Source organism: Labrys wisconsinensis (assembly GCF_030814995.1).
Taxonomy (GTDB): Bacteria; Pseudomonadota; Alphaproteobacteria; order Rhizobiales; family Labraceae; genus Labrys; species Labrys wisconsinensis.
The window spans coordinates 36,774-54,861 of sequence record NZ_JAUSVX010000021.1; the positions used below are offsets into that span (position 1 = coordinate 36,774).

Genomic DNA, 18,088 nt, shown 5'->3' on the forward strand with positions numbered 1-18,088 from the left:
CGATGACGAACGCCCTGTTGCAGCTTTCGGCGCGCGACCTGGTCAAGGGACTGCGCTCCGGCGACTATCGCGCCGCCGACGTCATGGCCGCCTGCCTCGCCAGGATCGAGGCCTGCGAGCCGGCGATCCGCGCCTGGGCCTGGCTGGACCGCGACAAGGCCATGTCCGAGGCGGCGCGGGCGGATGCGCGCCGGGCAGGCGGCGCGGAGCCCGGCCCGCTCCATGGCCTGCCGGTCGGCGTCAAGGACATCATCGACACCGCCGACATGCCGACGCAATACGGCACGCCGATCCATCGGGGGCGGCAGCCGGCCGCCGATGCGACCGTCGTGGCGCGGCTGCGGTCGGCCGGGGCGATCATCCTCGGCAAGACCGTGACGTCGGAGCATGCCGTCTTCGTCGCGGGGCCGACGCGCAATCCGCACGACACCGCCCGCACGCCCGGCGGATCGTCGAGCGGCTCCGCCGCCGCGGTCGCCGCCGGCATGGTGCCGGTGGCGCTCTCGACGCAGACCAACGGCTCGACGATCCGGCCCGCGTCCTTCTGCGGCGTCGTCGGCTACAAGCCGAGCCTCGGCCTGCTGCCCCGCACCGGCATCCTGAAGCAGTCGAGCGTCCTCGACCATCCCGGCGTCATTGCCCGCAACGCCGCCGACGCGGCCTTCGTCGTCGAGGCCATCGGCGGCGAGGAGATCGGCGACGAGCAGAGCCTGGGAGCCTCGGCCGCGGGACTGACCGAGGCCGCCCTCCGGGATGAGCCGCCGCCCAGGCTGGCCTTCGTGCGCGGTCCCTACTGGCAGCGCGCCGATCCGCAGGCCTGCGCCGCGTTGGAGGCCTTCGTGGCCGGGGTGGGCACCCCCGTCGAGATCGTCGACCTGCCGGCCGCCTTCGACGACGCGGCGCAGATCCTGGGCGTGATCATGGATGCCGGCATCGCCCAGGCCTATCACGAAGATTTCGCCCGGGCGCGCGCCGGGATGGCCGAGGTGCTGGTGCGCATCATCGAGCGCGGGCAGGGGCTCGCCGCCACGGCGCTTCTGGACGCCCTGGCGGCGCGCGACCAGCTGCGGCGCTCGTTCGACGCCCTGGCGGCGCCGTATGACGCCATCCTGACGCTCGCCGCTCCCGGTGTCGCCCCCCTGGTGTCGGAGGGGACCGGCGATCCGATCTTCGCGACGACCTGGACGCTGATCGGAGCGCCGGCCATCACCCTGCCGCTGCTGACGGGCGCCGCCGGGCTGCCGCTCGGCGTGCAGCTGGTCGGCGGAACGCGCCGGGACGCGCGCCTTCTCCGCGCGGCGGCATGGCTGGAGCGCGGCCGGGGCTCGGGCTTGCACGACGGCCGTCCCGGCAATGGCAAACGTGGAGACGTCTTTTGCGCATCCTGGTCTTGAACCCCAACACCACCCTGTCGGCCACCACCCTGATGGTCGAGGCCGGCCGGGCGGTGGCGGCGCCGGGCACGGACCTGGTCCCCATGACCGCCTCACGCGGGGTGCCCTATATCTCGACCCGCGCCGAGGCGCAGATCGGCGGCGCAATCGCGCTCGAGATGATCGCGGAGGCGCATGCCGGCGTCGATGCGGTGATCATCGCCGCCTATGGCGATCCGGGTCTGCTCGGCGCGCGCGAATTGTTCGACATCCCGGTGATCGGCATTTCCGAAGCCGCGATGCTGACGGCCTGCATGCTCGGCCAGCGCTTCGCCCTCGTCGCGCTCTCGACCGCCTTCAACGGCTGGTATCGCGACTGCGTCGAGATGCACGGCCTGCTCGGGCGCTGCGCCGGCATCTACGGTCTCGACCGGTCGTTCGCGTCGATCGACGACGTCCAGGACGAGAACCTGGAAGCGCTGGTGACGCTCGCCGGCCATGCCATCCGGGACCAGGATGCCGATTCCATGATCTTCGCCGGTGCGCCGCTGGCCGGGCTGGCGCGAAAAGTGCGCGAGCGGATCCCGGTCCCGATCATCGATCCGATCGCCGCGGCCGTGAAGCAGGCGGAGGCGCTGGTCGCGCTGGCACCCCGCAAGGCCCTGATGGGCTCGTTCAGGCGCCCGGCGCCGAAGGCATCGATCGGCTTGTCCGCATCCCTCGCCGCTCGTCTCGGGCAGGCTGAGGTCTGACGGCTATTGTCCGCGCAGCTTCCGGCCCAGGCGCACGACGGTACCGAGTCCACCCATGGTTCTCCAGAACACGCGCGTGCTGAGCCAAAGTCCGGCCGAGGTCCTCGGCACGATGCGGGAGGCCGTGGAGATCAGATTTTTCTGCTTGGAGGCGACGAGCTTGCCGTGGACGGCCTGGTAACGGCTGAAGGCGCCTTGCGGATCTGCCGGGCTTTCCGTCAACGCCTTTGCAAGCTCATGCGCCCCCGCGATGGCAAGGGTCGATCCATCGCCGAACAACGACACGCAGGACGAGGCATCGCCGAGCAGCGCGATCCGCCCGCGACCCCAGTTCGCGACATCCACCCGGGCGACGGAGTCGAAATACATGTCGCGCGCGCCGCGCACGGCATCGAGGAACTCCGGCACTCTCCAGCCGATGCCGGCGAAGGTCGTCTCGAGAATGCGCTTGTGCTGGTCGAGGTCCGTGTCGTCGAACCCGGGAATTTCTGGACGCCAGAAAATGAAATAGGCGAGTGGAACACCCTGGCAGGGATGGAGTGCCGCCAGCTTTCCGGGCGCGTTCAGCATGAACATCTCGCCTGCCGCATCGCGGCTCCCGGGCAGGGAAACCGTCGCGGCGTAAAGCCCGGCATGCCGGACGAATTCGGAGTCGGCTCCGAATGCCAGTCGGCGGACGATCGAATGCAACCCGTCCGCCCCGATGACGACATCGAAACGCCGCGGACGCGAACGCTCGAACGTGACATCCACCCCCGTTTCATCCTGGGCGAGAGCCGTGATGGACTCACCGAAGACGTAGTCGGCGTCGCCGGCGCTTGCCTCATGAAGGATTCGTGCGAGATCCCCGCGCGCAACCTCCATGTCCTTGGGCGCGATGGAGGATCGCAACGTGGCGATATCGACGCGCGCGACCCGCCGGCCTTCCGAGTCCAGGAGAGTCATTCCTTTCAGGCGGATGCTCGCCTCGCGCAGACGTGCGGCAATGTTCATCCGCTCGGCCACGTCGGCTGCGAGCCCGCGCACGTCCACGGGACTGCCGCTCGAGCGAAGCGAGCCGCTGCGCTCGATGACGGTCACGGCGTGACGGTTGCGTGCCAGCCAATAGGCGAGGGTGCAACCGGCAATTCCCGCTCCTGAGATCAGAACCTCGAGCCTTGCCATGGGAGCTCCTATCCCGGACGGGTCCGCGGAGCCGCTGGAGAGTGGCTCTCGTTCTCCTGTAGAAACGCCACTATCTCGCATTCCCGGGCGAGCCGCCCCTGACAATATCCGCCTGGTTGGGCAGCCAGACCGCGCGACCTGTCACAATCACCGTGCCGAGGTTCTAGTCCAGCGGCCGCCGCCAGCGATCGGCGGCCAGCTTGCAGACGAGATAGACGAGGGCCATCGCCAGAGCGAACCAGGCCGGGAAGGCAGGGCCGAGGACCGCCGTGCCCGGCTGCCAGGCCGGCTGGTCGAAGAGCAGCCCCGCGCCGGCGACCAGGCCGGCGGCAAAGCCGGCCGCCGCGGTCGTCGCCCGGCCGAGCTGACGCGTCACCACCACGGTGAGCGGCGCGGCGAGAACGAGCAGGATCAGGATCACCGGCATGGCGCGGTCTCAGCTCCCGTCCGCCAGGCGCCGCGAGCCGCCGGGGCTCAGCGGATCGGTTGGCCCGATCAGGCACTGCGCATGGCTGCCGGCCGCTCCGTCGGCATCGCCGGCGGCCGCGGCCTGCCGGCGGCCCCAGGCCCGGCAGGCCTCCAGGCTGTCGAAATAGGCGAGGACGCGGCCGAGATGCAGGCGGGATTCCGGCGGATGGAACACGCCGGCGACCGTCTCCCAGGGTGCCGGTCTCTCCGCCCAGAAGCTGCGCAGGGCCCAGGCTTCGATGCCGTTCCCCGGCCAGACGAAGCCGAAGGTGGCGAGGATCACGGCAAGGGTCACGGCGACGGTCGCCAGCCAGGTGGGATAGAGGCTGGGGCCGCCCGGCGGCGCGATGGCGGCGAAGGCGCGGTTGACCAGGATGCGCACCATCTCGAAGCGGTAGAGCTCCATGCACAGGGCATAGACCACGACGAGGCAGGGACCGGCCCAGACGAGGCTCTGGAAATCCGGCCTGGCATGGGTCAGCAGCACCAGCCCCAGAAGCTGGACCAGGGCTCCGGTCCAGCCCGCGACGAGCCCGACCAGGACGCAGGCGAGGAAATCGTACACCTGGCGCGCGAGCAGGAGCGCCAGCGGCAGGAGCTGGATCAGGACCCCGACGGCCATGATCAGCGCCGCCGCGAGCCCGGCATCCCGTGCCGGCGGCGGGGCGGGCGGCGGCGCCGGCCCGGGGCGCGGATGGGCGGCCGGTCCCGGCGCGTCGCCGATGGCGGCGACCGCCTCGTCCAGGCTCATGGTCGGCCGGATGCGCGGATCCGCCAGCAGGTCGAGCGCCGCCCAGTCCCGCGGGCCGGGCTCGGCCATGGCATTGTCGAAGCTCATCACCGACCAGGCGGGCGGGGTGTCGGCGACGAAGCCCATGCCGCGCAGGATGGCGGCGTAGAGCACCTTGCGCTGCATCGGCTCGGGCAGCTCGGCGAAGAGATCGCCGGCGAGCGGCAGGCCGCGGGCGCTCTGCTGCACCAGGGCGAGATAGGTCCAGGCCTGGCCCGGCCCGAGCTCGGCCGTCGCCGGCGTCAACGACGCGGCGGTGGTGTCCGGCAGGGCGGCCTGATGGAAGGCGACGATGCGGAACGGCCGGCCGCCGATCGCCACGGTGGAGCGCGCCACCAGCGCCCGCTGCCAGGGCGCCGGCTTGCCGGCATCGAGATCGTCCCAGGACATCAGCACGGGCTGGCCGAGGGTCTTGCGCCAGAGGATGTCGTCCCGGTCCTCCTGCAGGAAGGGCACGCGCTGCGTCCAGGTTCTCAGCGAGATGTCGAGGAAGAGGTCGCGCAGCACCAGGAAGTTCGGCGCGGCGGTGACGCCGGTGATGCGGCAGGCCCGGCAATGCTCGGCGATGTCGCGGAACGCAGCCTCGGCCGCGCGGGCGAAGGGCGTCTCGCCGTCATAGGTGACCAGGCCCTCGACGTCGTAGCGGATGTCGGTGAGCTTGCGCAGCGTGGCGAAGGGCCGGCCGTCGCTGGCCAATCCGCCAGCCAGCGCGCGGAAATCGGCGATGGCCGACGGGTCGTAGCGCTCCGCCGCCGGCGCAGCGGCCGGGGCGAGCGCCAGGAGCATGGCAATCCAGAGGCCGGCCAGGCGGCCGCGGACCGCAGGCCCGGCGCGCCTCACCGGCGCCACAGCCGCTCCATCAGCCTGGCGATGGCCGAGGGCGGCCTGTCCGGGCCCGGCCCGTCGCCGTCGAGGATGCGCTCCAGCCCGGCGATCCGCTCGCGGAGGGGGCTGGCATAAAGAGCGAGCCGGTCGGGGAAGGGCAGGTCGAGATGCATCAGCGCCCAGGTCGTCATCGCCTCGCCCGAGGCGAAGGACGCGAAACGCTCGGTCTCGAACGCCGGGTGCTGCAGCCGCGACCGGAAAGCGGCATCGCGCGCCGCATGCTCGGCCAGCCTGGCGCGGAAGGCGCCGACGCTGCGCTCGTCCGCCGCCATCGCGGGCTTGGCCAAGGGCGCGGCGGCGAGGGGGTGCAGCGGCTGGGGCCGGGCGCCGCGCCGGATGCGCACGACATGGCGACCGACCACGCCGAGCACCGCCGGCTCCTCGCCCCGGCGCGAGAGCTGGTTCGGCACCGCGAGGACCGCGAGGCCGCCGGCGGCGAAGGACGGCGCCAGCACCAGCGCTTCCAGTCCCTCGCCCTCCGAAGGAAAGACGGCTTCCGCGACCGCGTCCGAGACCGGAAACTGCACGGTCTGCCCCGGCAACACGGCGATGCCGGGCTCGACGGGCAGAGCGGGGACCTCGGCCTCGGCCGGCGCGGATCGCGGCCATTCGAACTGGTGCTCCGTCGCCATGCCCGGCATCGGCGCGGGCTCCCGGCCGCGCAGCGGGCGCAGGTCCGGCGGCGTGTCGGCCACGGCGATGGCGGCGATGTCGGCGACCGGCTCGAAGGTGACGACATAGTCCGGCAGCCCCGCCTCTTCCGCCGCGATGGGATGGACGGTGGCGCGATAGGAGCCTTCGGCGATGTCGTACCAGCTCTCCCGCGCCGCGGGCTGCACCATCTGCTCCTCGCCGGGCAGGGCATCGGTGTTGTCGAGCAGGATGCGCCCGTGGCGCACGACGAGCGGGAAGGCCCAGGGCGTGCAGGCGAGATCCGCCTCGCGCCGCGTCAGGCCGCCCGTGGTCAGCCGGACGGCAAAGCCGCCGTCGGAGCCGGTGCCGAAGGCGACGAGACGGCCCGCGGCCGACTCGCGGCGATAGGCGAAGTCATAGGCGTACCAGGCGATCGGGTCGGCGTGCCGGTGGGGGAGATCGTCGGGGTGGAAGAGCACGAGCGTGGCGACATCGGTTCCGATCGTGATCGTCTTCTCGCCCATGCTTCCCGCCTCGGTCCCGCACGTCCCGGCGCCGTGCCGCCGAGAGCCTCGCAGGGATTTGTGTCGGCTCTGCGCCGGCGGCGAGGGGGCGGGCGCATTTTTCGGCCCGGCCGGCCGTCCCCGCCGGCCAGGGTGGAAACAAACGGGCCGGCTTGCGCGTTGATCGATAGCCTCGGCGAGGATACGGCGCTGGGCTCCGAGCCCTCGTCGAGGCCCTGTCCCGACCGGAGGCTTGCCATGTCAGACATGACCGAACAGGCCGGCTCGTCCGCCGACTTCGCCGAGCATCAACACACCTTCGACAGCGTGATGCGGATGGCGCTGATCGCCATCCTGCACGTGCTCTCGATCCTGGTGGGCCTGGCCATCGGCGGCGTCGACCATCATTGGAGCGTCGCCGGGTTCTGGATGGTGATCGCCACCATCGCCGCCGGGCTCGGCGCCGCCCTCAAGGAGCTGAGCTGGCGTCCGGGCGCGGTGATCCTGGTGGTGATGCTGGCGACGCTCGGCATGGTCAGCGCGGGATGATCGGCAGGTCGATCATCCCGAAAAAGGTCGGCCGTCCTTGCCGGAGCCGGACTTGATGCCGCCACATTGCGGCAGACAGCTCTGCTCGGCGGACATGTCCGCTGCTGGGAGAGAACACATGCCGATCGTTCCGTGCCAGGCTGCGTCCGACCCGGCGCCGTGGACGGCCCGGGTCCGCAGCGGCGGACCGGCGGCCGACGGCCTCGGTCGGCGGCCCGCGGGGGTGTGCTGATGGTCGCCGACGAGCTCATCCACCAGAGCACGCGGCTGCGGATCATGGCGGTCCTCAACGTCCTCACCGAAGAGGAGGCGCTCGATTTCAGCCGCCTCAAGATGATCGTGCAGGCGACGGACGGCAATCTCGGCGCCCACCTCGATACGCTCGGCAAGGCCGGCTATGTCGAGATCGAGAAGGGGCTCGTCGGACGTCGGCTGCAGACCCGGGTGCGGGCCACCGATGCCGGCCGGCGCGCCTTCCGCGAGCACGCCGCTTATCTTCGCACCATCCTCGACCAGGCTGGCGTGGCACAGGGCGGCTGAGCGCGGCGGTCGCGGGGAATCCCGGGGCTCGGCGTGCCGGCAGGCCCCGTCACGCCGTCGCGGCGAAGGCCGTGGCGCGCGCCACCGGCTCCCAGCGCGCGAGATCGGCCAGCAGGGTCTCCGCGTGGCCCCGCACGGCGGCGACGGCGTCGGCGCCGAGCTGCAGCCGCAGCGGCGTGCGCTCGGCGGCCAGGGCCTGCTCGATGGCTTCGGCGGCCTTGGCCGGGTCGCCCTCCTGCGTGCCGTCCATGCCGTGGGCGAAGGCGCGGGTCGGGCCGACGCTGTCGGCATAGGCCTCGATCGGCGGCATGTCGCGCATGGCCGCGCCCTGGAGCGCGGTGCGGAAGGCGCCGGGCTCGACGATCAGCACCTTGACACCGAAGGGGGCCATTTCCAGCGCCAGCGCCTCCGAGGCGCCCTCCAGGGCGAACTTGGTGGCGGAATAGGCGGAGAAGCCGGCATAGGAGAGCTGGCCGCCCAGGCTGGAAATGTTGACGATCGCGCCGGAGCGCTGGCGGCGCAGCACCGGCAGCACCGCCCGGGTGACGGCGATGGCGCCGAAGAAGTTGGTCTGCATGATCGCCCTGAGCTCGGCGAGCGAGGTCTCCTCCAGGGCACCGACCACGGCATAGCCGGCATTGTTGATCAGCACGTCGATCCGCCCGAAGCGGGCGACGGCGGCGTCGACCGCAGCCTCGGCGTCGCCGTCCCGGTCGACGTCGAGCGTCAGGGCGAGCACGCGCTCGGGCGCCGCCTCGACGAGCGCCTGCAGCCTGGCGGGATTACGGGCGGTGGCGACGACGTTGTCGCCGCGGGCGAGGGCATGGCTCGCGAAGGCCTGGCCGAAGCCGGAGGACGCGCCGGTGATGAACCAGGTCCTGGGCGGGGTCTGAAGGGAGGTCGTCATGGTGATCGTCTCCGGTCTGGGCATCGAATGGCCGCATCATGACCGGCGATGGATTGCTCGATAAGACGGTTTAATTCGCAAGAGCCATTCGATATCGTGCAGGAATGAACCGCGAGCTTCTGGCGCATCTGCCGATCGTGGCCGCCGTGGCCCGGGCGGGCGGCTTTGCCGCCGCGGCCGCGCGCCTCGGCATGAGCCCGTCGGCCGTCAGCCACGCCGTCCGCACGGTCGAGGACGGCCTCGGCGTGCCGCTCTTCGCCCGCACCACGCGCAGCGTCGCCCTGACCGAGGCCGGGGCCGGGTTCCTGGCGTCGGTCGGCCCGGCGCTGGCGGCGATCGAGGAGGCCGGCGAGCGCGTCCTGGCGGAGCGGGGGCGGGTCACCGGGCTGCTGCGCCTCAACGTGCCCCGGGTGGCGCTGCCGATCGCGATCACGCCGGTGCTGGCGGAGCTCGCCTGGCGCCATCCCGACCTGACGGTCGAGATCACCTCCGACGAGGCGCTGGCGGACATCGTCGCCGGCGGCTTCGACGCCGGCGTCCGCCTCGGCGGCATGATCGCCGAGGACATGGTGGCGGTGCGGCTGACCCCGCCATTCCCAGCGATCATGGTCTGCGCGCCGAGCTATATCGAGGCCAGGGGCGAGCCGGCGGCGGTGGCCGAGCTCAGCCGGCACAATTGCATCGGCTACCGCCTCATCTCGACCGGCGCCGCCTATGCCTGGGACCTCAGGGACGGCGACGCCGAGCTCGCTGTCGCGGTCGCCGGCACCGTGCGGGTCACGGATTCCGGCTATGCCCGGGAGCTCGCCTTGAGCGGCGTCGGGATCGCCTATCTCTTCGAGCCGCTGGTCAGGGCCGACATCCGGGCGGGGCGCCTGACCTGGGTCCTGCCGGCGGCCAGCATCGAGGAGCCCGGGCTGTTCCTGTACTTCCCGCGCGGCGCCGCCGCCATGCCGAAGCTGCGCGCCTTCCTCGACGTCGCGCACGAGGTGCTGCGGCCGGCGCGCGAGGAATGACCCCGATCAGGCCTGCGCTCCCCGGAAGCGGTCGCGCCCGGCGACCAGGGCCTCGAGCTTGGCGCGCGCCCGCCCGCGCGGCAGGTACCACATGCCGCAATCCGACGCCGGATGCAGGCGCTCGGCCGGCACGATGCGGCTCGCCGCTTCGATCCGCCGGGCGACATGGTCCGGCGCCTCGACCTGCGGCGCGGCGAGGTCGAGCAGGCCGAGCACCACGTGCTTGTCGCCGCAATGGGCCAGCAGCTCGGGCTGGTGGCGCGGCTGCTCGTATTCGAGGCTGATGCCGGCGATGGGCAGGCCGGCGAGGATGTCGAGCACCTTGGGGTAGAGCCCGCTCCAGGACTTGTCGCGGTTGACGACGGCGTAGCCGTAGCAGACATGGACCAGGACGGGGGCCTCGATCCCCTCGATCATGGTGCGGATGGCCTCGGCCCCGATCGTCGCCGCCCGCGCATGGTGGAGATGGAAGGACGGCTCGTCGATCTGCAGGACATCGATGCCGGCCTGATCCATGGCGCGAAGCTCGTGGTTCAGGGCGCGCGCCAGGGCGAGCACGGCCTCGGCCGGGTCGGCATAGAACCGGTCGCTGAGGCGGGTGTAGAGCGTGAAGGCGCCGACGATGGTCATCTTGGTCGGGCGGCGGGCCTGCGCCTTCAGGAAGCGCGCCTCCGCCTCCGTCGCCGGCCCCCGCCAGGAGAGGGGCGAGACGATGCGCGGCCGCATGCGCGCATGGGCGACGAACTCGTCCAGGCCGGTCTCGTCGCGACGGATGGCCCCGGTCTCGTCGGGCAGGCTGCGGTCGTCGAGCAGCTCGACGTCGATGCCGTCCAGGGCCGCGATGAAGTGGCGATCATAGGCGGCGCGAAACGCCTCGCCGTCGGTGACGAGGTCGAGGCCGGCCCGCTCCTGCTCGCAGATCGACAGCAGGGCCGCGTCGCGCCGGGCCTCGTCGAGCACCGCCGCGTCCGGGCGCCACCAGCTGCCGTCGAAGGTGCCCATCTTCTCGTGGCGCGCCAGCCAGTGCGGCTTGACATAGCTGCCGACGATCTGGGTGCTCAGGGGCTCGAGGCCGCGATGGGCTGTCGACGTCATGGTCCGTCTCCGCAAGCCTGGTCCGGCGCATCCGGCGCGGCCCGGCAGATCAGCTCGGCCGCGTCCCGGGCGTCCCGGGGCGACAGCCCGGCATGCAGCACGCAGCGCACGCGGCCGTTGCGATAGGGCGCGACCCGCACGGGCTGGTCCGAGAGGCGCGTCAGCAGGGCGTCGACGGCGGCCTCCCCGCCGAAATCCAGCATGACGATGTTGGTGTCGGGGACGGGATCGCAGACCGCGTTGCCCAGCTCCGCGGCGAGGCGCGCGGCGAAGACCGCGGCGGCTTCGTGCGCGGCCTTCGCCCGCGGCCGATAGCCGGCGAGGGCGACGCGGGCCGCGGCGGCGAGCGGGCCGACCGGGCGCCAGAGCCCGCCGAACATCTTCTGGATCCGCGCGGCCTCGTCGATGGCGTCCCGGGAGGCGAGCAGCAGGGCTCCCACGGGCGCGCCGAGGATCTTGTTGAGGCCGACCATGACGCTGGAGGCGCCGCGCACCGCCTCCGCCGGCGCCGTGCCGGCCGCGACCGCCGCGTGCCAGATGCGCGCGCCGTCGACGTGCAGGTGCAGGCCGCGGCCGCGGCAGATCGCGGCGATCCCGTCCAGCCAGCCGGCCGGCATGACCGTGCCGCCGGCGCGGTTGTGCGTGTTCTCCAGCCAGACGAGCCGGGTCCGCCGCTCGCTCGCCGAGCCCGAGCGGATGGCGAGCGCCGCCTCCACCATGGCCGGCGCCAGGTGGCCGCGCCGGCCTTCGACCGGCCGCACCACCACGCCGTTGAGCGCCGCGGTCGCGGCGACCTCGTTGACGGCGACGTGGCTTTCACGCTCGGCGAGCACCGCCTCGCCGGGCGCGCACCACAGGCGCAGGGCGATCTGGTTGGCGAGCGTGCCGGTCGGCACGAACAACCCGTCCTCGAAGCCGCAGAGGTCGGCGGCCTCGCGGACGAGGCGCCGCTCCTCCTCGTCCTCGTGCCGGCCGAAGCCGGGCTGGCGCTGCGCCGCCGCCGCGAGGGCCTGGAGCACGGCGGGGGCGAGAGGGGCGAGCACGTCGCTGCGCAGATCGTACATGGCGCGTCCGTCAGGCGAGGGGGATGCAGCGGTGGACGACCGTGCCGCCGATGAAGGCATAGTCGACGACGCCGGCGAAGGGGCGCGGCTCCAGCGGGGCCGTGGCCTCGTCGAGCAGGGCGCTGGTGGTCGGCGCCCACACCGTCAGGATGCCGTCGTGCAGGACGGCGCGGTATTCGTGCCGGTGCCCGCAGCCGATCAGCCGGACGCCGTGCCGCCTGGCGAGGTCCCAGAGCCGGACCCGGGCGGCCGGCGGCATCGCCGCGGAGATCGCCGTATCCTCGTGCGGGGAGATCAGGAACGGCGGCTTGTGCAGGAACAGGGCCGTCGGCCCCGGCGCCGCGGCGGCGAGCGCGGCTTCGAGCCAGGCCCATTCCTCGGCGTCTTCCGCCATGCCGGTGCCGAGCACCATGGCGTTGACGCCGACGAGGTGCCAATCGCCGGCGGGGCGCAGCCAGTGCTCCGGGCCGTGGAGCGCACGAAAGCGGGCGATGAGGTCGCGATCGGGCGCCGGCGCCGAGGGCGGGCCGTCGCCGACGTCGTGGTTGCCGGGCACGGAGAGCACCTCGACGCCGAGCGCCCGCAAGGCCTGCGCGGCGAAGGCATGATCGGCGGCGTCGCCGGGATCGTCACGGACGATGTCGCCGGTGTTGACGATCAGGTCTGGCGCGAGCTCGGCCACCACAGCGGCGAGACGCAGCCAGCGCGCCGCCGATGCCGGGTCGTCGTGACGCAGGTGCGGATCGCTGAGATGCAGCACCCTCATGCCGGGGCCTCCTGAGGCAGAGCAATGGCGGCCGGTCCCGGCCGCGTGCGGAAGCGGGCGATGAAGGCGGCGAGCTCCGGCGTCGCCGGCCGCTGCAGCAGCTCGGCCGGCGGGCCGATCTCGACGATCCGGCCCTGGTGCATGAACGCGACCTCGTCGGCCACGTCGCGCACGAAGGCGAGCTCGTGGCTCACCACCATCATGGTCATGCCGGCCCCGGCGAGCGCGCGGATGACGGCGAGCACCTCGCCGACCAGCTCCGGATCGAGCGCGGAAGTCACCTCGTCGAGCAGGACCAGCTCGGGCCGCAGCGCGAAGGCGCGGGCGATCGCCACCCGCTGCTGCTGCCCGCCGGAGAGCTGATAGGGATAGTGCTCGGCGCGCTCGGCCAGGCCGACGCGGGCGAGCCAGCCGGCCGCGGCCTCGGCCGCCTCGGCGCGGCCCTGGCCGCCGACCCGGCGCAGGCCCAGCATGATGTTCTGCCGGGCCGTCAGATGCGGGAACAGGTTGTAGCCCTGGAACACCATGCCGATGCGGCCGCGCTGGGCCGAAAGCCGCCTGTCGCCGAGGCGCCGGCGCGTCCGGCCCTCGCCGGCATAGCCGAGGCGCTCCCCGCGCAGCCGGATGGTGCCGGCCTCGTAGTCCTCTAGCGTGTTGACGCAGCGCAGCAGCGTCGACTTGCCGGAGCCGGAGGAGCCGATGATGGCGGTGACGCGCCCCTCCGGCACGGCAAGCGAGACCTCGCGCAGGACCGGCTGGCCGGCGAAGCTCTTGCTCAGCCGCTCGATGCCGAGCAGCGCGTCCGTGCGCTCAATAGACGACATGGCGAAACCGTCCCTCCAGCCAGCGGCCGACGGCGCCGAGGCTGAGATTGATGGCGAGATAGGCGGCCCAGAGCGTGATGTAGACCTGCGGGATCAAGAGCGTGCGCATGGCCATGTCCTGGCCCGTCATCAGGAGGTCGCCGACGCCGAGGGCGGAGACCAGCGTCGACGCCTTCACCATGTCGGCGGCGACGTTGGTGACGGAGGGGAGGGCGCGGGGAAGCGACAACGGCGCCACCACCGCGGTGAGGCGCGCGCAGAACGGCAGGCCCACCGCCTTGGCCGCGTCGATCTGCGCGGCCGGGATCGACTGGATCGCGCCGCGGAAGATCTCGGTGAGATGGGCGCCGGCATAGAGGCCCATCGCCAGCGCGGCGGCGAGCATGGCCGGCAGCGCCTGCCAGACGGCGCCGAGGCCGAAGAACAGGAACAGCAGGGTGACGAGCAGCGGCGTGCCGCGCAGGACGAAGACGTAGAGCCCGACAGCCAGGCGCAGGAGGCGTGGCCCGAACACGCCGGCGACGGCGAGCGGGGCGGCGATGCCGAGGCCGAGCGCCAGCCCGCCGCCGGCCATCAGGCCCGTGACCTCGAGGCCGGCGAGCACCGCGTGCCGGCCGGCCCATAGCGTGTGGACGATGTCCGCGCCCTCGCCGGCCATGGTCACGACAGTCTCGGCATCCGCCGCTCGAGGCGGCGGGCGAGGAGGGCCATCAGCGTCGAGACCGCGAGATAGAGGCCGGCGACCACGAACCAGGCCTCGAAGACGCGGAAGAAGTTGGTGCTGATCTCGCGCGCCGTGAACGTCAGCTCCCGGACCGAGATCATCGAGGCGATCGACGTGTCCTTGAAGACCGAGACCGCGCTGTTGGTCAGGGACGGCAAGGCGTAGCGCAGGGCGATGGGCAGGACGACATGGACCTGGCGCTGCCACGCGGTGAGGCCGATCGCCCGGGCGCTGTCGAGATAGGCCCGGGGCATGGAGGCAAAGGCGGAGCGGAAGTTCTCGCAGAGATAGCCGCCGGCCGTGACGGAGAGCGCAGCGACGAAGGTCTGGTTCGCCGTGAGGCCGCGCAGCCCGTATTGCGGCAGCACGAGATAGACCAGGAAGACCAGGAGCAGCAGCGGCGTGCTCCGTGCGGTCGCCACATAGGCGTGCGCCAGGCCGCGGAGAGAGCGGCGCCGCGATTGCGACAGCCAGGCGAAGCCGAGGCCCAGCACGAGGCCGATCGAGAGCGAGGCGGCCGCGAGCTCGAGACTGAGCGCCAGCGCCTGCGCAAGGGCCTGGCGGTATTGCCAGACCACGGTCCAGTCGAAGCGATAGCCCTGCACGATCGGCGTCCCCCTGCCGGATCAGGCGGCGAATTCGTGGGGCTGGCCGGTCCTGGGCGCGGGCAGGTCGGTGTCGAGCCAGGTCTTGAACAGAGCGGCATAGGCGGCGAAGTCGACGCCGGTCATCGCTTCGCGCAGCGCGGTGTCGAGGAAGCTCAGCCAGCGCGGCTGGCCCTGCCGGATGCCGCAGGCGACCGATCCGGCGCGATGGGAAAAGCCGCTGTCGAGGTAGCGGCCGGGAAGCTGCTTCAAGGTCCAGGGAATGCGGCTATAGGTGATGTAGTGGGCGTCGGCGCGGCCGGCGTTGAGGGCCTGCAGGGCGGCATCCGGCGTGGCAAACTGCTCCACCTTCGCGTCCGGCAGCACTTCCCGGATCCAGCTTTCGATGAAGACGTTCTGGATGGCGCTGATGGTCGTGTCCGCGCCGGCGGCCTTCAGCGCCGCGAAATCCCGGTAGCGGCCGTCGGCCCTCAGCAGGAAGCCCTGGCCGTCGCGGTAATAGGGCACGGTGAAATCGATCTGCAGGGCGCGGCCGGCGGTGACGGTGAGGTTCTGGATGGTGAGGTCGATGCGGTTGGCGAGCAGGTTCGGAATGCGCGCATCGGAGGTCTGCGTCACGAACTCGACCTTGCCGGGATCGTTGAACAGGCCTTTTGCCAGCAGACGGGCGAGGTCGATCTCGAAGCCGGCGAGGTCGCCGTTCTCCTGCCGGAAGTAGAAGGGCGGAATGTCGGTGCCCGTTCCCACGATCAGGTGCCCGCGCGAGAGCACCTCCTGCAGCTTGTCGTCGCCGGCGGCGCCGGCACTCGACTGCGCCGCGGCGGGCAGGGCGAGGGCGGCGCCTCCCATGCCGGCGAGCAGGGACGCGCCGAGGAGCGCGCGACGATCCAGGGGCTGGTTCGGCATGGGGATCTCCAAATGGTTCGTAAATTTGTTCGAACCATTGCGCCGAGTCAATGACGGCATTATGACGGGCGGGACGGCTGGGATCGCCGGCCGGGACCAGGACGAGTCGATGAAGAGCAGCACCCCGGATGTGGGATCGGACGCCGGCGAGCATGAGGCGCCGGATGGGCGGGATGCGCCCGCGCGGCCGGCCTGGCGCGCAGTCGAGCAGCACCTGCGCGGGGCGATCGAGCGTGGCGATCTCGCCGTCGGCGCCCAGGTGCCGACCGAGATGGAGCTGATGGAGCGCTTCGGCTCCAGCCGCTATGCCGTGCGCCGGGCCCTGACCGTGCTGCAGAGCGACGGGCTGGTGCGGATCGAGCAGGGGCGCGGCACGTTCGTGCACGATGGCTTCCTGGTCTCCTACCGGCTCGGCGACCGGCCGCGCTTCACCAATGTGCTGATCGAGAACCAGATCACGCCGGGCCAGGAGATCCTGCGGATCGACCGCGTGCCGGCGGAGGCCGAGATCGCGCAGGCCCTCGGCTGCGAGGCCGGAAGCGACGTGGTGCTGATGGAGCTGCTCGGCTACGCCAACGGCCAGGTGGTCAAGCACGACACCAACCATTTCCCGCTGCCGCGCTTCGAGGGATTCGAGCCGGTGCTGCGCGGCACCGGCTCGGTCACGGAAGCCTTCGCTGCCTTCGGCATCGCCGACTACCGGCGCAGGCACACCTCGATCGTCGGGCGGCTGCCGACCGCGGCGGAGGCGCGCATGCTGCGGCAGCTGCCGAGCCAGCCGGTGTTCGAATGCCTGCGCGTCGACGTCGACCCGGCCGACCGGCCGATCGTCGTCGGGCGCACGATCTTCTCGTGCGAGCGCGTGCGGCTGACGCTGGGCGAGTGATGCCCCCGGGACAGGGCAGTCGGGCCGGTCAGGCTTCGGCCGATCCCTCGCCTCGCTCGTCGAAGGCCTGCCGGGCCGCCTCCACCTCCGGCAGATGGGCGAGCGTCCAGGCCGACAGCGCCTCGAAGGGCTGCTTGAGCGTGTGGCCGAGCGGCGTCATCCGGTACTCCACCGCCACCGGCGAGACCGGAAGGACCCGCCGCTCGACGATGCCGTTGCGCTCCAGGCGGCGCAGGGCCTGGGTCAGCGCCTTCTGCGTCACGCCCTCCAGGCGGCGCTTGAGGCTGTTGAAGCGCTGCGGCTCGGCGCAGAGCACGGCCAGGATCAGGACCGACCACTTGTCGGCGAGCTGGTCGAGCAGCAGGCGGCTGCCGCAGTCCGCCCGGAAGATGCGGCCGTCGAAGTCCGGCATGGCGGTTTCCTCCTGGCTACCAGGGCGATTTCAAGTGCCTGATTGACACTAGGTATACACGATATACCTAGAGGGCTCCGTCTCCTGGAGCCGATTTCCATGATCTCGTCGTCCCTCGACGCCCTGTTCCGGCCGTTCCGGCTGAAGTCGCTGACACTGAAGAATCGCATTGTCATGGCGCCGATGACGCGTTCCTTCTCCCCCGGCGGCGTGCCGGGCGCGGACGTCGCGGCCTATTACCGGCGCCGCGCCGAGGGCGAGGTCGGGCTGATCCTCTCCGAGGGCACGGCGATCGACCGGCCGGGGGCCCGCAACGACCCGAACGTGCCGTTCTTCCACGGCGAGGCGGCGCTCGCCGGCTGGCAGCGGGTGATCCAGGAGGTCCACGCGGCCGGCGGCCGGATGGGGCCGCAGATCTGGCATGTCGGCGCCGTCAAGAGCTTCCAGACCGAGTGGGAGCAGGGCGGAATCGAGAGCCCCTCCGGCCTGGTCGCGCCCGGCGCTCCGCGTGGCGAGGCCATGAGCGAGGAGGCTGTCGCCGACACCATCGCCGCCTATGGCCGCGCGGCCGCCGACGCCCGGCGCCTCGGCTTCGACGTGGTGGAGATCCACGGCGCGCACGGCTATCTCCTCGACCAGTTCTTCTGGAGCGGCACCAACGCGCGCGGCGACCGCTACGGCGGCGCCACGCTGAAGCAACGGTCGCGGTTCGCCGCCGAGGTGGTGAAGGCGATACGCGGCGCGGTCGGCCCCGATTTCCCCATCATCCTGCGCCTCAGCCAGTGGAAGCAGCAGGACTATGCCGTGCGCCTCGCCGATACGCCCGATGCCATGGCCGATTGGCTCGTGCCGCTGGCCGAGGCCGGGGTGGATGCCTTCCACTGCTCGCAGCGCCGTTTCTGGGAAGCGGAATTCCCGGAGGTCGACGGCGAGGACGGCCTCAACTTCGCCGGCTGGGCCAAGACGCTCACCGGTGCCGGCACGATCAGCGTCGGCTCGGTCGGCCTTTCCGGCGATTTCTTCGGCTCGTTCGGCGGCGAGGGCTCCGAACCGGCAGGCCTGGACGCCCTGCTGCGCCGGCTGGAGCGGGACGAGTTCGACCTGATCGCCGTCGGCCGGGCCCTGCTGAACGACCCGCGCTGGGCGCTGAAGATCAGGGCAGGCGACACGGACGGGCTGAAGGCGTTCAGCGCCGGCGCCTTCGCCGAGCTGGTCTGAGACCCGGA

At 72.0% G+C, this 18,088-nt stretch carries 20 protein-coding genes; 7 read left to right on the top strand and 13 right to left on the bottom strand.

The features are described from left to right. Positions 1 to 2: 2 nt before the first annotated feature. Positions 3 to 1,394: an amidase gene (locus QO011_RS36085; RefSeq protein WP_307283447.1), complete on the top strand. Its 1,392-nt coding sequence runs from the start codon at positions 3 to 5 to the stop codon at positions 1,392 to 1,394. Next, the gene (locus QO011_RS36090) at positions 1,376 to 2,125 is read left to right on the top strand and encodes an aspartate/glutamate racemase family protein (protein ID WP_307283449.1); all 750 of its coding nucleotides are present in this window, start codon (positions 1,376 to 1,378) and stop codon (positions 2,123 to 2,125) included. The genes QO011_RS36085 and QO011_RS36090 overlap by 19 nt, the downstream gene beginning before the upstream one ends. Positions 2,126 to 2,128: 3 nt before the next feature. Here the strand turns inward: QO011_RS36090 and QO011_RS36095 are convergent, their stop codons facing one another. The 4 genes from QO011_RS36095 to QO011_RS36110 all read right to left on the bottom strand — a co-directional run bounded on the left by QO011_RS36095 (position 2,129) and on the right by QO011_RS36110 (position 6,589). Beyond that, complete coding sequence (locus tag QO011_RS36095; RefSeq protein ID WP_307283452.1) at positions 2,129 to 3,289, bottom strand: FAD-dependent monooxygenase; 1,161 nt, start codon at positions 3,287 to 3,289, stop codon at positions 2,129 to 2,131. Between the two features lie 163 nt (positions 3,290 to 3,452). Continuing rightward, complete coding sequence (locus QO011_RS36100) at positions 3,453 to 3,716, bottom strand: hypothetical protein (protein ID WP_307283455.1); 264 nt, start codon at positions 3,714 to 3,716, stop codon at positions 3,453 to 3,455. A gap of 9 nt (positions 3,717 to 3,725) precedes the next feature. Beyond that, the gene (locus tag QO011_RS36105) at positions 3,726 to 5,396 is read right to left on the bottom strand and encodes a hypothetical protein (RefSeq protein ID WP_307283458.1); all 1,671 of its coding nucleotides are present in this window, start codon (positions 5,394 to 5,396) and stop codon (positions 3,726 to 3,728) included. Then, positions 5,384 to 6,589 carry a DUF6386 family protein gene (locus tag QO011_RS36110; RefSeq protein ID WP_307283461.1) on the bottom strand — a complete coding sequence of 402 codons (1,206 nt, stop codon included), beginning with the start codon at positions 6,587 to 6,589 and terminating at the stop codon, positions 5,384 to 5,386. The genes QO011_RS36105 and QO011_RS36110 overlap by 13 nt, the downstream gene beginning before the upstream one ends. Positions 6,590 to 6,826: 237 nt before the next feature. Here QO011_RS36110 and QO011_RS36115 point away from each other — a divergent pair, with 237 nt between their 5' ends. Continuing rightward, on the top strand, positions 6,827 to 7,117 hold the full coding sequence (locus tag QO011_RS36115) for an aa3-type cytochrome c oxidase subunit IV (RefSeq protein ID WP_307283464.1): 291 nt from the start codon (positions 6,827 to 6,829) through the stop codon (positions 7,115 to 7,117). Between the two features lie 231 nt (positions 7,118 to 7,348). Further along, positions 7,349 to 7,657 (top strand): transcriptional regulator, encoded by a 309-nt coding sequence (locus QO011_RS36120; protein WP_307283468.1) that lies wholly within the window; start codon positions 7,349 to 7,351, stop codon positions 7,655 to 7,657. A gap of 49 nt (positions 7,658 to 7,706) precedes the next feature. Here the strand turns inward: QO011_RS36120 and QO011_RS36125 are convergent, their stop codons facing one another. After that, the gene (locus tag QO011_RS36125; protein ID WP_307283469.1) at positions 7,707 to 8,564 is read right to left on the bottom strand and encodes an oxidoreductase; all 858 of its coding nucleotides are present in this window, start codon (positions 8,562 to 8,564) and stop codon (positions 7,707 to 7,709) included. A 104-nt stretch (positions 8,565 to 8,668) separates the two neighbouring features. Between QO011_RS36125 and QO011_RS36130 the strand changes: the two genes are divergently transcribed. Further along, positions 8,669 to 9,580 (top strand): LysR family transcriptional regulator, encoded by a 912-nt coding sequence (locus tag QO011_RS36130; RefSeq protein ID WP_307283472.1) that lies wholly within the window; start codon positions 8,669 to 8,671, stop codon positions 9,578 to 9,580. 6 nt (positions 9,581 to 9,586) lie between these two features. Here QO011_RS36130 and QO011_RS36135 read toward each other — a convergent pair whose 3' ends face one another. From QO011_RS36135 to QO011_RS36165, 7 genes are read right to left on the bottom strand one after another with little or no spacing between them, the layout of a single operon-like run. Then, complete coding sequence (locus QO011_RS36135; RefSeq protein ID WP_307283474.1) at positions 9,587 to 10,675, bottom strand: uroporphyrinogen decarboxylase/cobalamine-independent methonine synthase family protein; 1,089 nt, start codon at positions 10,673 to 10,675, stop codon at positions 9,587 to 9,589. Beyond that, positions 10,672 to 11,739, bottom strand: coding sequence for a threonine aldolase family protein (locus QO011_RS36140; RefSeq protein WP_307283477.1), 1,068 nt, complete (start codon positions 11,737 to 11,739; stop codon positions 10,672 to 10,674). Before QO011_RS36140 ends, QO011_RS36135 begins: the two co-directional genes overlap by 4 nt. Positions 11,740 to 11,749: 10 nt before the next feature. Further along, a complete protein-coding gene (locus QO011_RS36145) occupies positions 11,750 to 12,505 on the bottom strand; it encodes a metallophosphoesterase family protein (protein WP_307283480.1) in 756 nt (251 codons plus the stop codon). After that, positions 12,502 to 13,329: an amino acid ABC transporter ATP-binding protein gene (locus tag QO011_RS36150; RefSeq protein WP_307283484.1), complete on the bottom strand. Its 828-nt coding sequence runs from the start codon at positions 13,327 to 13,329 to the stop codon at positions 12,502 to 12,504. The genes QO011_RS36145 and QO011_RS36150 overlap by 4 nt, the downstream gene beginning before the upstream one ends. Next, a complete protein-coding gene (locus QO011_RS36155) occupies positions 13,316 to 13,987 on the bottom strand; it encodes an ABC transporter permease subunit (protein WP_307283711.1) in 672 nt (223 codons plus the stop codon). The genes QO011_RS36150 and QO011_RS36155 overlap by 14 nt, the downstream gene beginning before the upstream one ends. A gap of 2 nt (positions 13,988 to 13,989) precedes the next feature. Beyond that, positions 13,990 to 14,658, bottom strand: coding sequence for an amino acid ABC transporter permease (locus QO011_RS36160; protein WP_307283487.1), 669 nt, complete (start codon positions 14,656 to 14,658; stop codon positions 13,990 to 13,992). Between the two features lie 21 nt (positions 14,659 to 14,679). Next, on the bottom strand, positions 14,680 to 15,564 hold the full coding sequence (locus tag QO011_RS36165; RefSeq protein WP_307283491.1) for a transporter substrate-binding domain-containing protein: 885 nt from the start codon (positions 15,562 to 15,564) through the stop codon (positions 14,680 to 14,682). Between the two features lie 109 nt (positions 15,565 to 15,673). Between QO011_RS36165 and phnF the strand changes: the two genes are divergently transcribed. Further along, positions 15,674 to 16,450: a phosphonate metabolism transcriptional regulator PhnF gene (gene phnF / locus QO011_RS36170; RefSeq protein WP_307283494.1), complete on the top strand. Its 777-nt coding sequence runs from the start codon at positions 15,674 to 15,676 to the stop codon at positions 16,448 to 16,450. Positions 16,451 to 16,478: 28 nt separating this feature from the next. Here phnF and QO011_RS36175 read toward each other — a convergent pair whose 3' ends face one another. Then, positions 16,479 to 16,862, bottom strand: coding sequence for a winged helix-turn-helix transcriptional regulator (locus tag QO011_RS36175; protein ID WP_307283497.1), 384 nt, complete (start codon positions 16,860 to 16,862; stop codon positions 16,479 to 16,481). A gap of 99 nt (positions 16,863 to 16,961) precedes the next feature. Between QO011_RS36175 and QO011_RS36180 the strand changes: the two genes are divergently transcribed. Beyond that, positions 16,962 to 18,080, top strand: coding sequence for an NADH:flavin oxidoreductase (locus tag QO011_RS36180; RefSeq protein ID WP_307283501.1), 1,119 nt, complete (start codon positions 16,962 to 16,964; stop codon positions 18,078 to 18,080). The last annotated feature ends 8 nt before the right edge of the window (positions 18,081 to 18,088 follow it).